Below are 13,347 nucleotides of genomic sequence, written 5' to 3' on the forward strand. Positions count from 1 at the left end.
TTTCATTTCTCCTTTTTCCCTGCTTTTTTATTGTTCTGCCACAAGATGACCACTACCACAGCGATCAAGATGGCGCCTAACCAGATCATAGAATGATTAACCGTATCATTGGTTTTCGGATAACGAGCCGTTCGATGTGTTTTTGGCTGTTTCGGTTTTTTACCGGTATCCGGAGTTTTTGGTTTATTCGGTTCGTTCGGTTCATTTGGTTCACTTGGATCAGTCGGTGGCACCTCTGTTTGCAAGTTGACAACTTTTAACGGCAGGTCCCCGCTTTTTTGATAACTGTCAGCACTAACTGTGAAAGTGACAGGTTGATTACTCAATTGATAGCCGGCGGGTGCTTTGACTTCTTGCAGGCTGTATTCCCCATAAGCTAATCCGTTGATTTCAAAGGCTCCTTGGCTATCTGAAACAAGGGTTACCAGCTGATTATCCGCTGAATCTTCCGTCCATGCATAGCCGGCTTCGGTCTTAGTCAACAGCTGGTCTTTGTTATTCAAAACGTGAAATTCAGCATTTTTCAAACCAGTCGTTTGTTCTTTCAAATCAACTTTTTTGAATTTCATTCCGCCAGTTTCTACTTCGACTTTTCGTTCAATCGTCTCATGGTCGGTATCCAATTTGGCTATGTTCGTAAATAGATCGGTTTTTAAAACTTCTGCGACAAGCTGCATCTCATAGCTGACTGTCACGGTCTTACCGGCAAATGCACCGAGGGCTTTAATATCTGTAAAGTCGATTGTAAAGCCGTTTGCTCGTGTCGAGACATTGTACATACCGGAAAGCTCGTTGCCTTCTTGCGTCAGTTTCAAACTATCTTTTTGATAATGCAAGGCAGAATCAGAATCATCCATGATTACAAACTTCTTATAATCCAAAATGTCCAAAGGTATTTCCGTGGTTACCTCGAAGGGAATGATATCGCCAAATTCATAACTTGCATTCTTGCCAATAACTTCTTTTTTGAAGCTCGGCTTTTCATGAGGAATCTCCTCGTTCTTCGGATAGAGATGAATCGTAGTCAGAGGTTGATTTTCTGACAAGTACACCGGCAACACAACCACCATATTTTTTGCTTTTTCCTTCACGACACTTGGCGCTTTTGCTTCGTGAAACAGATAAACAGCATCTCTGTTTTGGAAGTCTTTTGCAGGCAACTGGAACTGAGCCGTGCCTTCTTCCCCTGCAACAGTTTGTGTGACAGCCGTTGCTGCGGATGCTTCCAATTTATCTTCAGACATATTGCTGAGAATATTTTGGGCATCTTCAACAGACTGCCCCTCTTTTCGCAACTGATAAAACTCCTCTGACACATCATAGGCTGCAAAAGTCACATCATTTAACCCGCGATATTCCTTCAACAAATCAGCGTGCTCACCTGTCGTATCACCAATATTTGGAAGATCTTCAGGTAGCTGACCATCTGGAAAGACGATTTTGTGAAGAATAAAGTCAACATTTTCTTCACCAGCTGCTTCTGCGCGTCCACCGGCAATCAGTAACGTTGGAATCACTAAGAGAGCAAATAACGCAATTTTCATCACTTTTTTCATTTATGCCACCCCCTGATCTTTACGACGAAGGAAGTAGATCCCTGCTGCTGTCACCGCAATGCCACCAGTCAGAAGAATCAGCCAGATACCCGAACCACCTGTCGCTGGGAGTGGGACTTTTGGTGTGTTTTTGACAGCAAACTCAATCACTTTTGGGGATTCACCTGTAATCCAATTGTCAAGTATTTGATCAACAGAGTTACCCACCACTGAAACAACACCATTTTCTTTAATTTCAATAGTAATCGGCTTGTCTAAAACTTGATAACCATCAGGTGCTTTCTTCTCTTCTAAACTATATGTTTGTCCTCTGTCCAGACTTTGTGAATAGTTATCAGGCAAAACATAGTGTCCTTTTTTAGTCTCTTTGAGGGTAACACCATCATCTGGTAGACCATTCCCCTTAAGAATGAATTCTGCTCCAGATAGTAGAGTTTTTTCGCTGTCGTCTGATCTTTTAATAATTTCCAGTCCAAGTTTGGTAAAAATCTTTTTATTTGTCCAAGTATTGTTGTCGCTAGTCCCTATTGATTCATAGCCAGTCGGAACATCCGTTTCTTTAGTAGCCGTGTATGTGAAATTCTTCCCGCTGTTATCAAACTCTGGAAGCCAAACTGTTTTGTTGGAAACCTGGATAGAATCAAAACTTTGTTCCCATGTATCATGGCCGTCTTGTTTGTCCATTTTGACTGTTCCGTATTCAACACCATTTCTTGCAATTGAAAATGACACATCGGTTCTTCCGGTTTTATCGCCATCAAACTCTTCCCAAATCTTTTTGATTGAGATTTGTGTCCCAGGTGCTTTACCAGAGGGAATCCCAAAGTCAACTTCATTTGATGGGTTATTCCCATTTGGTATCAGCGTGGTCTGCCCATTCATTTGATACCATTTGTTAGGAACAAAATTTTCATCCTCCGTATTGATGTGAAGCTGGTAATGAAGTTGAATTTCCTGTCCTTTACCCAAGTTCAGATTTTTTAAAGAAATCAGGTCATTGTCATTGCTTATCTCTAACGTTGGTAATATCGCAGTCGAAGACGTGACACGTGAAATTTCTACAGAATTTTTATCTAACAAGAATTGTTCCCCAATAGGATCTGATACCGTACCGTCGTTGATTGTACTTGTCAGTTGAACAGCTTTCTTTGTCAGATAGTCAGAGATCTCAGATGCACTTTCTGCAGATTCATAATAAAAAGTACCGTCCGTATTGGTGGTAACAATTTTTTTCATTTTTTCTTCTACTTGTTCTGTAGACAAGTAGCTTTTATCACCAGTGAGTTGAATACCCAATCCATGAATTTCTATCCCACGATCTTTGATTAATTTTGCTTCACCGAGTGTGGCAGGGTATGTGTCTGCAATAACTGGGCCGCCTTTTCCACCAGCAAAATAGCTTGAAGAGAGTTTATCTGTACTACCTTGGCCCTCCACTTTAGTACTGAATTCTGTTCCATAAACCTCACCATCAAGAGTGCTAGCTTTCGTTACTTTGTAGGAGTATGTTGGCACACCATCAGTCAATAAGACGATGACATTACGGCCGGTCCCTTTGAACATGTTACCTGCCTCACGCAAGGCTTTTTGCGTAAATGTTCCGCCATTTGGTGTATGACTCGCAATTTTAGTTTCAATTTCTTTTTTGGCAGTCGAAAAATTACTTAAGCCAACAGAAAAGTTGGTGTAGTTCCCATTGCGGTCCCCATCCTCGCTCGAATACCCAACGTATCCTAAACTAACTTTGTCTGAAATGCCACTCTTACTTATTTCATCCAAAAAGTTTTTAACACCTGTCTTTGCATATTCCACTCGATCATTATCTTTCATGCTTCCGGACCAATCGACAACTAGAACAATATTTAGTGGCTCAATCTTCTTTTTCACATTTCCACGAACATTTAGGAACACATCAAACAATCCTGGAGTGTCGGTTTCCTTAGCGTATTTTCGAATTGCAAAGTCAGCAGTTTCACCTTCTCCTCCATATTCAATATAAGAGTTCGTATCATTCTTAGCTGAACCATCCCAGTTGGTTACATTATCCCAACTAGCAGAGGTTCCACCTTGATGATTTTTCACATTTTCATTTCCATTAGGAACCCAACTATTCTCAGGATAGATTCCGGAATTGTCTGTTGTATATGTGGGTACAATGTTTTTGTAATCAATCTTATCTTCTTGAACAGCAGCACTTCGCGTAATCAGCTGCGCTTTGCCGTTCTCGGCATTCCGTGCTTCTGCTGCTTTTTTCGCTGCTTCAAAGGCAGCATCGTCTGCATCACCGAGATGCGTCGTTTCTGTTTCTGTCGAAGAGACCGTCTCGCCAGTTACATCTTCAGTGGTACTTTCTGATACTTCCCCTTGTGAGCTTTCTGTTGTCGTCTCGGTGTTGCCTGACGTTTCCGTTTCTGTCGTTGCACTGCTCTCTTGAGTAGGTTCTACTTTGACTTCGATTGAAACCCCGGGATTACCCGCCAACAAATCATTGTCACTGTTTGATTCAGTTACTGCTGTCTCTGCAGACTGGAGCATTGCGGCATCATCGGCGGTCGCTTTATCGGCCGTTGCTTCTGCAGCTGGTACTTCCCACAGATGAGGCACTGCCGTCACACTTCCCAGATCTCCTGCTGTAACAAATGTCACCATCGTAGATCCTAGTAACGTTCCTGTTGCTTGCTGTTCCTGCAGACCTCCAACAAGGTTCCCCTCCAAATCCGTCACACCCAACACCAGATCCGGATTTGAATTTTCAGTAACCGTTAGTTGATCCGGTACTACCGTTTGTCCATTGTGGTCTGTCAGATCCAGCGCAAAACGAGTCGGTGGATTGTGACTCTCCTTATTCAGTTTTAATGTCCACATAACATGATCAGAATCGGCATCAATAGGAGCGTAACTGAGAGATGCCCAACCAAGATCATTGTGAAACAGTTCTTTTTCATCCGGCTGTTGTGTCACAGCGATAGCAGTTATATTGGAAACTGCCATGATGATGATTTGTGCAAGTAACACAAAAAGAGCCGAAAAGGTTAAAAACTTCCTCCGCTTCATGGTCATTTTATCTACCCCCTTTAATTTTTCTCCCATTGGTAGACATCATACGCAGATTTGTGCAAAAACACAAAAGAAGCTTTTATTGGAAACAACAGGTTTTCAGCGTTTTCATAAAAAATTTCACAAGGCATATTTTTTCAATTGTTCTTTACTAAACTTTATTAAAATTTAAACTTGTTCTAAAAAGAAAACAATTTTAAATTATCAAACGGTTCAATATGCTATAAATGCCTTTAAGTTGATTCAAAGATATTCTAACCTTCGTTATTAAATGAAGTGACATTTTGTTCTGCATTGTTTTTTTCATTTTTCAATGATTTTTCCTACATTTGTGATTTCGTTCACTTCTCTTCATTTTTTTAGCCAAAAAAAAAATCGAAAAACATCCTGAAAAGAATGTTTTCCGAAATATTACCATCGTTTTCTGATTTATTTCACTGTTGAAACTGCCATTTCCAAAGCAGATAACGGGTCTTCGTCACTTGCCGTGTAGACCACTTGATCTCTTTGCCAGGTCACCGTACTCGCCCGATAATTCTTTTCACTAGCCAAATCAATAGTAATCATCCCCACTGATTTTGGTACCGGCAAAAAGGCTTTTTCCAGGTATTCGACGACTTCTTTGGCAGTGGGAACGGGATCTTGTCCTTCGACATTGCTGGCTCGAACGGTGAGCGCCCAATTCCCTTCTTTCCAGTTGAGGTAAGAAGAGCCTGCTGCACCTTGCATATAACCGGCGATATTGTGTCCGAGATTGACCTTTTTACCGCCGTCGTCATAGACATAATCGACCGCATCTTTGGCCTGTCCGACAGTTTGATAGGTGGTCTTCTTGAAAGACGCAAAGGGTTTCTCATGGTTGAGGTCCTTGTGGTTCATGATTAGCGGCTGGTCCAGCGCATAATACAGAATACTAAAATTGTCTGTATCTCCAGTGCTGGCAATATTCAGATAGCTGCCGCCAGCATGAGGAACCGCAGAAGGCATGACGACGTCTGCAAAGTGCTGCTTTAGCTCCTTGAATGCATCCGGTGTGGCATTGGCAGCTGAGCTCTCTTCTGAAGACTTGCTGGAACTGGCGGTACTTGAATTACCAGAACTTGTTGTCGTAGAGCTGGCAGTGCTACTAGCTGATGCCATGTCACTGCTTGTTTTTTCAGAAGTCTGTTTCGTGGAGCCGGTAGCTTGGGATTTGGTCGTTTCTGTCGCTGAACTCGCGGAAGACTTCGCGGTTTCTCCAGGATGACCACAGGCGGACAAGAGGAGCACCCCTATTAATAAAAAAACACTCTTTTTCATTACCCTTCACCTCGTTTTCTTTATTTAAGGGTAATCCTTACAAGAAAAAAAGACAAATAGAATGCGCTTCTTACAAGAGTTCCCCAAACCAGTCACCAACAGTGTGGATGGCCTGTTTCACAAAATTACTAGCTTGTGTCAGCCATTGCTGCAAATTTCCTTCAGTGGTTACTGTGTTGAACCAGTTGCTCAAATCGTCACGATAGATCCAAATTAAAAACAGTGCAAAAGCAATGCCGATTAATCGCCACAAAAATGAGCCAACTTTAATGATACCGATGATAATAGCCAGAATAACGATTACTGCGATAATCTGTTCCATAAGCTCACTTCCTTTCTTATACTGAGACTCGCTATCTTCACTAATTATCTCGTAAAAAGCTGCGGCTTTCATGAGTCCTAAGACTGAAAATCAGCAGGTAAGCTGAACAGAATCGCCTCAGGAAGCTTTTTCTCAATAAAAAAACCGGGAGATCAAATTAGATCGCCCAGTCCATAAAGTACTTTATCCAAAACATGCTTGGTGGTAGTCGAAACATCTGTCATAAAGCTCATCAAGCCGTCCCCAGCCACCGATTGGCTGAACCAAGTCACGATATCTTCTTTATACAACCAGATCAGCAGGATTGCGGCAACCAATCCTATCATACGCCATAAAAATTTCGCATACTTCATCACTGCCACCAGTGCACAGACGATGAGGATGACCAAAACAACAGTTAACATCCGTTATCCCCCTTATTCTCCAGAACCTTTCACTTGCAACAGAAGCGCCCGCAATTCCCCAATCGAGGCACGTTTCCTAAATCTTTTCCTAGATTACCACAAGTCGCGACTGAGTAAAACAGCTCTTCAAGACTATGAGAAATTTCTCGGCGTTTTTTGCGGATTTTCAAGTATTCCTTGGCAACCCGATAGGCTGAGAAGTTGTAGTTGGATAAGAATCTGATAACAAAAAAAACACCGCTTTCCGAAGAAGAGCGGTGTTCATTAGTATTATTTGCCGTCAAGGATATTCAGACGAACCTTTTTGGGGCCGTCTGTCCGCACACCGTAAACAATTGTCCGAATGGCTTTCGCGACCCGACCTTGTTTGCCAATGATGCGACCAATATCTTCCGGCGCGACGGTCAAGTTATACTCGAAAAATTCATCGGATTCGACGATTTCCAGGTTCACTTGATCCGGTTCAGTAACCAGCGGACGTACGATCGTCAAGACTAAATCTCTTAAATCAGTCATAGGCCGGCACCTTATTTCGTAAACTTAGCTTCGTGATGTTTTTTCATAACGCCTTGTTGAGACAAGATGTTACGAACTGTGTCAGAAGGTTGCGCACCTTTAGACAACCAATCCAAAACCAGATCTTCTTTAATCACGACTTCTGCTGGGTTAACCAACGGGTTGTAGGTCCCTACAGTTTCGATGAATCGTCCATCACGAGGAGAACGAGAATCTGCTACGACGATACGGTAAAAAGGTTTCTTTTTAGAACCCATACGTTTCAAACGGATTTTTACTGCCATTACTTACACCTCCATATAATTTTCTCACAATGGGTAGTTTATCAGGTTTTCACGACGGTGTAAAGAGTTTTTTCTTTACAGGTAAAAAAAGCGGCTTTGATTTAGAATTTATTGCCTTGCAACTCCAACAAAAATTATCATTTATCGATAAATAATTATTGATGAAAATAAAATGACTAGCTATCCTTAAAGATATAAAGAACTAAATTTCTGCATAAGTTTCAATCGTTTCGACTAAAAATCCAGGTACTGAAAGGAAGATCCCCATGAAGAAAAAACGGATTATTCGTCTGTCAAAGGTCCTCTCTCTTCTTTTATTCTTTTTGTTGGCACTTGTTTGCTTGGTGTTGTTACTAGGAATTGGCAGCCTTTTTGTCAAAAATAGCAGTTTTAACATCCAGCGACCCCACTCGCAGGGTATCATCTTTTTTCATGTGTCTTTTGGCCCACTCGATGAGGGAAGTACCGAAACCAGCAAAATTGCTAATCTACTCGCGCTTATTTTTACACTTCCTCCTTGGATGGCTCTGTATTATCAAGCAGGTTCCTATTTTGCTTTACTTTCAGAAGGGGCCTCCCCTTTTGCTGCCCCACTAATCAAAAAAATGCGCCAAGTGAATCTACTCTTGTATGTTGCTGATCTTCTGCCGTTGTTGGTCTGGCCGCTGATTCAATGGTTGTTTACCGGCAGCTTGGACATTTCCCTCGTCTTATCAAACACGCTGTTTATGGCGATTGTGCTAACTATTCTAATCGAAATCTTCCGCTATGGCGCCGATCTGCAGCAGGAAGTCGAAGAAACAGTCTAGGAGGGAAAGGTTATGATTATCTCTCGTCTGGATCGAATGATGGCTGATCGCAAAATCAGCCTGAACGAACTTTCGCAGCAAGTAGGGATCACCAATGTCAATTTATCAAAGCTCAAGAACGGCCACGTCCATGCGGTGCGCTTCTCTACATTAGATGCCATTTGTCGGGTATTGGACTGCCAACCAGGAGATATCCTGGAATATATTCCTGATTCGCCTATTAATGAAGAAAAATAAGTCTTCATTGACCCCAGTTAGGCATATCTTTTGTTTTTTTACTCCAATCTCGATAGAATTTAGTTATAATGTAAAGCTTTTTGTTTAAATATAAACACATAGGAGGAACCATTTATGACAAAGAAAATCGGTTTTATCGTCGGTAGCCTGCGCACTGCTTCTTATAATAAAAAAGTAGCAGAAAAATTTGCAGAACTGTTACCTGCAGGATTTGAAGCAGAATTTATCGAAATTGGTAATCTGCCTTTGTACAACGAAGATCTGGATGCAGAAAACAATGTACCGGTGGAATGGCAAGCCTTTCGTGACCAAGTAGCTCCGCTGGATGGGATTTTCTTCTTCACCCCTGAATACAATCGTTCGGTTCCAGCTGCACTGAAAAATGCGTTGGATGTGGGTTCTCGCCCATATGGTGCCAGCGTCTGGGGCGGCAAACCAGCCTTGGTGGTCTCCGTTTCTCCAGGTGGTATCGGTGGATTTGGTGCCAACCATCATTTACGCCAATCCCTTGTTTTCTTGGATATGCCAACTTTACAACAGCCGGAAGCCTATATCGGCGGTATCGTTAATTTGGTGGATGAAAACGGTGTAATTGCAGAAGGTACCGTTAACTTCTTCCGCACAATCATTACAAAATATGTTGATTTTTACAACAAGCTGAAAGCATAAGCTAGATAAAAAAAGCGGAGACACAGCTCATTTCTAAGTGATAGCAAGAAAATCCCTCAACTTAGTAAACAAGAAACTAGTGGTGTTAACGTCCGTCGAATAAGTATTGCCAAGCGAAAAGACAAGCAATTTTCCATGCTTTGATGGAAAGCTGCTTGTCTTTTACTTATAGTGCACCTTTGCTAAGTTATCGTTAGAGGACTGGTGACAGGAAGGCTGTCACCGTCCTTTATTATTATTCTTGTATTACGTTTGCTGCAGCTCGCAGTAAATCCCCTGTCAAATCCAATGAATACTCCCAGAACATCAATCCTCGCAGCTCCTCTGCCATTACATATTCCGCTTTTTCCTTCATTGAACGTTCGTCGTCAAAAGACATGAACTGCTCCCCATCAAAATAATACGGCGCATGGGCTTCTTCATCCCAATAAAGGTTTTCCGGATGAGCGTCAAACAGAGGCTTTAATTGATTGTAGTTGTTGGTCTCGCCACCAGCTGCCTGGGCTTTGGCTCCTACAGGATGCTGGGTATCTGCGAAGCCTCGCCAGATACGACTGTAAAATGCGCAGCCGATAACAATTTTCTCATTTGGAATATTTTTTGCCCGCAGATTTTCCACCGCTTCCATAACGCTCAATTCTTGGCCTTGATAGGGAGCTAAGTTGGTATGGTGACCGGCGATTTTAGTGAAACTCCCCCGCATGTCATAAGTCATCACATTGACAAAATCCAGATAGTCAATATATTCATACTTTTCGTTAGGGCTCATGGTATCCAAAAGCGGTTTGGCTGCTCCGATAGCTGCTGTCAAAAGATAGCTGCGCCCATTGTTTGCCGTCAACTCGTTTAACTTTTCCCGTAGCTCTTTGACAAAGCTCAAAAAATTAGCGGCATCCTCCGGTGATGCTTTGATGCCCGCCAGATCCATTCCCGGGTACTCCCAATCCAGGTCGATACCGTCAAAATCATAGCGTTCCATGTAGGCGATTAAGTTTTCAATCAATTCGTGACGATTTTCAGCAGTCGCCACCCCATCAGAAAAACCATCGGCACTCCAACCGCCAATACTGATACAGCTGCGCAAATGAGGATGTTCTTGTTTTAATTCATTAACCAGGTGAATCTTTTTCAATTCGCGGACGATTTCCAACTCGATGATGTTTGCAAAGGCATAGTTGATGATCGTCAGTTTTTCTGCTGCAATGTCTTCTTTCTCCCATACTTTGTTGTCGTCTAAATAAGCAATAATTTCTTTCATAAATCCTCCAATAAAATCGGCAATGCCATTTTTTTAAGCGATTACATTTTCACTTTAAAGAAATGCGGGTTCTTCCTCAATATGTAAAAGTTGATCGACTGTGTGGGATTTTTTTTGGCACTAAGCTGCTGCATTGACTACTCAATACGTCTATTCTCTAAATAAAAAAGCAGCGTAAAGAGCGGCCTCTTTTACACTGCTTTAAAAAACTTTCGAAATATCAAATCCTGAACTTAATCCATAACCAATTGTCTTTAGCCACTAGCAGTTATTACTGCCTATCTGCTATCCTCGGCCTTTCAAAGCGCGCTTTTCCAAATGGGCTTGCCATTTTTCTGAGCAGAATCGTCTGATCTGACCAAAGAACAACAACACTGTCGCAATCGTTGCGGCAATCACAAGTACAAGAATAGTCGTGCGGATGGCACTTCCTAATGGGTAGCGCCACACCACTTCACTGTCGCTGTCTTGCAATAAGTTTGAATAGAGATATGTGTTCCAGACTGGATTGAAGACCGTCAACATATAAAAGCTTGAGTAGAAAGTCATCACAAACCAAATTGGCCAACGAGATTCGGGATACAATAAAAATTCACCATCATGTTCTAAAGACAATGTCTGATATTTTCGATAGGCCCAGACTAAACACAAAAGTGCAACAAAAACCATTATAATTCCTAACAGCCAGTTTCCCGAATTTTTCCCGATATCAAAGGGAAGCATCTGCTGATACCCAAAAATTATATCCTCTGAACTATAGTCAATCCCGTGGCGCATCATACTGATTAGATCCGTCACTTGAGAAAAACCTTGTGGTAGATAAATTAAGGTCCACATAAAGACAACATAGGTCAATGGTCCGAATACTAAGTTACCTACCATCGTCCCCATAAAGCAGCTGATCAAAAAAGCAAACAGGCACGTCATGAAGCTGGTTCCCATTGAGATGAACAGCTCGCCCCAGCTGGCATTCATATACGGTGCCGGAATTCCTAATTTCACGGTGACTACTAGAAGCAGACTGCCGACAAGAAAGGCCGCAAGTACCGGGAGCCCGACATAAAACAGCTTTCCTAAAAAAAGTTGACGCCGGCTAACCGGCAAGCTGAACAAAAACCGATTGAAGGCCGTCTTCTGATCGACAAAAAACAAGAGGAAACCACTGATTGCGATGAGACTGACAATGACAATTCCTGTATTTGCTAAGTATTGACTGTAATAATCGTCCTGGGAGTCGTATCTTCCTGAAGCCATCTTTTTGAGTCGCTCATGAGGTCCTTCATTCCCGTACCCTGCTTGAAAAAAATAGGAAGCAAGCTCGACTGACTCATCGAAAGTCAATGTCACTTCTTTGATATTTCCTTTGTCATCACTGTACGAATAGCTCTCGGGATATTCCTGAAATTCTTTTTTATGTTCCTCGCTACGAAGCCAGTTTTGATTTTGATGCCAATTATGGACTGCCGAAAAACTCATCAAACAGAAATACCCTAAAACGAGAACCAGCATAGCAATTAGCGCTTTGCCATAGCGCTTCATATAGATTTCTTTGACCATTTTTTTCACTTCCTTCTATTGAATAAAACCTTCCCTGCTGAGATTGGCTTCAAACAGATCTTCCAAAGACAATGGCAATTCTTCCATCAGCAGTGGGTCCTGTTCTCGAAGTGCCGCAGCTAAATCTGGTGTAAACCGTTCAAAAACAGCCGTAATCACTCGGCCTTGAAGCGTAAGCAGTTTGGAGTTTTCCTTGACGACATCTGGTATTTTCTTGGTTTTGAAAACCAACTGCAGCTTACGAGCATTTTCTCGCATCGACTCCAGACGATAGTCGCGAATGATGGTTTTGCCCTTCAATAGTAGGGCGCGATCAATAATATCTTCCAGCTCTTTTAAATTGTGAGAAGCAATCAGTGCACAGCGACCATGTTCACCAGCAATATGTCCCAACAACATACCGATGACCTTTTTTCGAATAATAACATCCAGCCCATCAAAAGGTTCATCCAATAGCAGATACTTTGCACTAGAAGAAATCGCCAGAATCATCTGGTAAAGTCCTTGCATCCCTTTTGACATTCGACGATAGCTCAAATGATCCGGCAACTGGTTTTCCTTCATCAGTTGCAGATAAAGATCTTGATTAAACATAGGGTATGCTGCGCGATAAAAGCCGTTGATTTTTTTCAAATTATAGGTTTTCAAAAAGTTGTCCAACTCATCAATATAAAAAATCTCACCCTTTTTGGAAACCTCTTGATAGATGGAAACATCGTCAATGAGTATATCGCCGGCTTCTGGCAGGTAATCACCAGCCAGGGTACGAAAAAGAGTGGTCTTCCCCGAGCCGTTACGACCGATAAGCCCGACGATTTCGTTGTCGTACAACTCGAAGTTAATTTGATTGATGATGATTCGATCATCCATCTGCTTTCTGAGATTGTTTACTTTCATTGCACCATCCCTCCCAAAGTTTCATAGCTGTCTCGAATCCAGCTGGTCATTTCCTTTTCAGTCACTTGAAGATGGATGGCTTCCACGATCAGTTCTGCAAAGTTTTCTTTGACTTGCCGAATCTTGAATTCATCCCGCGGCTGATCACTAACTTTATTGACAAAAGTTCCTTTGCCTTTAATTGTGACCAACACCTGCTCAGACTCCAACACTTTATAAGCCTTACTGACTGTATTCGGATTCATTAAGAGAATTTTTGCCATCTCTCTGACAGAAGGCAGCCGGTCGCCGGCATTTAAGACACCTTGTAAGACTTCTTCTTTCACTGCCAGAACCAGTTGCTCATAATAAGGCTTACTGGATCGTTTATCGATTGTCACCATCGGCTTGCTCCTTTCTTCAACTGTTCTACGTGTACTACTATACACAGTACACAAAAAAGCTGCAATCTTTTTTGAGAAAAGTTTGTTAGACTATAGAAA

Annotated in this window: 14 protein-coding genes; 3 read left to right on the forward strand and 11 right to left on the reverse strand. The window is 42.0% G+C overall.

Annotated elements, in window-relative coordinates; genetic code table 11:
• Positions 1 to 2: 2 nt before the first annotated feature.
• From BAU14_RS10810 to rpsP, 7 genes are all read right to left on the reverse strand, one after another.
• Entirely contained in the window at positions 3 to 1,556 is a 1,554-nt protein-coding gene (locus BAU14_RS10810; protein ID WP_161900122.1) for a SpaH/EbpB family LPXTG-anchored major pilin, read from the reverse strand.
• Positions 1,557 to 4,616 (reverse strand): VWA domain-containing protein, encoded by a 3,060-nt coding sequence (locus BAU14_RS10815; RefSeq protein ID WP_161900123.1) that lies wholly within the window; start codon positions 4,614 to 4,616, stop codon positions 1,557 to 1,559.
• A 426-nt stretch (positions 4,617 to 5,042) separates the two neighbouring features.
• Positions 5,043 to 5,912, reverse strand: coding sequence for a hypothetical protein (locus BAU14_RS10820; RefSeq protein ID WP_161900124.1), 870 nt, complete (start codon positions 5,910 to 5,912; stop codon positions 5,043 to 5,045).
• Positions 5,913 to 5,982: 70 nt separating this feature from the next.
• The gene (locus tag BAU14_RS10825; RefSeq protein ID WP_161900125.1) at positions 5,983 to 6,234 is read right to left on the reverse strand and encodes a hypothetical protein; all 252 of its coding nucleotides are present in this window, start codon (positions 6,232 to 6,234) and stop codon (positions 5,983 to 5,985) included.
• A 152-nt stretch (positions 6,235 to 6,386) separates the two neighbouring features.
• Positions 6,387 to 6,638, reverse strand: a complete 252-nt coding sequence (locus tag BAU14_RS10830; RefSeq protein WP_161900126.1) for a hypothetical protein — start codon at positions 6,636 to 6,638, stop codon at positions 6,387 to 6,389.
• Positions 6,639 to 6,908: 270 nt separating this feature from the next.
• On the reverse strand, positions 6,909 to 7,154 hold the full coding sequence (locus tag BAU14_RS10835) for a KH domain-containing protein (RefSeq protein WP_161900127.1): 246 nt from the start codon (positions 7,152 to 7,154) through the stop codon (positions 6,909 to 6,911).
• Positions 7,155 to 7,165: 11 nt separating this feature from the next.
• Positions 7,166 to 7,438: a 30S ribosomal protein S16 gene (rpsP, locus tag BAU14_RS10840; RefSeq protein WP_161869595.1), complete on the reverse strand. Its 273-nt coding sequence runs from the start codon at positions 7,436 to 7,438 to the stop codon at positions 7,166 to 7,168.
• A gap of 266 nt (positions 7,439 to 7,704) precedes the next feature.
• Here rpsP and BAU14_RS10845 point away from each other — a divergent pair, with 266 nt between their 5' ends.
• The 3 genes from BAU14_RS10845 (at position 7,705) to BAU14_RS10855 (ending at position 9,153) form a co-directional block, all read left to right on the forward strand.
• Entirely contained in the window at positions 7,705 to 8,247 is a 543-nt protein-coding gene (locus BAU14_RS10845) for a hypothetical protein (RefSeq protein ID WP_161900128.1), read from the forward strand.
• Positions 8,248 to 8,259: 12 nt separating this feature from the next.
• Complete coding sequence (locus BAU14_RS10850) at positions 8,260 to 8,484, forward strand: helix-turn-helix domain-containing protein (protein WP_161900129.1); 225 nt, start codon at positions 8,260 to 8,262, stop codon at positions 8,482 to 8,484.
• A 114-nt stretch (positions 8,485 to 8,598) separates the two neighbouring features.
• Positions 8,599 to 9,153 (forward strand): NADPH-dependent FMN reductase, encoded by a 555-nt coding sequence (locus BAU14_RS10855; RefSeq protein WP_161900130.1) that lies wholly within the window; start codon positions 8,599 to 8,601, stop codon positions 9,151 to 9,153.
• A 235-nt stretch (positions 9,154 to 9,388) separates the two neighbouring features.
• On the opposite strand, the gene BAU14_RS10860 is transcribed toward BAU14_RS10855, so the two are convergent.
• The 4 genes from BAU14_RS10860 to BAU14_RS10875 all read right to left on the reverse strand — a co-directional run bounded on the left by BAU14_RS10860 (position 9,389) and on the right by BAU14_RS10875 (position 13,248).
• On the reverse strand, positions 9,389 to 10,411 hold the full coding sequence (locus tag BAU14_RS10860) for a glycoside hydrolase family 18 protein (protein ID WP_161900131.1): 1,023 nt from the start codon (positions 10,409 to 10,411) through the stop codon (positions 9,389 to 9,391).
• Between the two features lie 285 nt (positions 10,412 to 10,696).
• Positions 10,697 to 11,968: a hypothetical protein gene (locus tag BAU14_RS10865; RefSeq protein ID WP_161900132.1), complete on the reverse strand. Its 1,272-nt coding sequence runs from the start codon at positions 11,966 to 11,968 to the stop codon at positions 10,697 to 10,699.
• A 15-nt stretch (positions 11,969 to 11,983) separates the two neighbouring features.
• Entirely contained in the window at positions 11,984 to 12,865 is an 882-nt protein-coding gene (locus BAU14_RS10870) for an ABC transporter ATP-binding protein (RefSeq protein WP_161900133.1), read from the reverse strand.
• A complete protein-coding gene (locus BAU14_RS10875; protein WP_161900134.1) occupies positions 12,862 to 13,248 on the reverse strand; it encodes a GntR family transcriptional regulator in 387 nt (128 codons plus the stop codon). Before BAU14_RS10875 ends, BAU14_RS10870 begins: the two co-directional genes overlap by 4 nt.
• Positions 13,249 to 13,347 lie beyond the last annotated feature (99 nt).

The organism is Candidatus Enterococcus leclercqii, from assembly GCF_009933135.1.
GTDB lineage: Bacteria > Bacillota > Bacilli > Lactobacillales > Enterococcaceae > Enterococcus_C > Enterococcus_C leclercqii.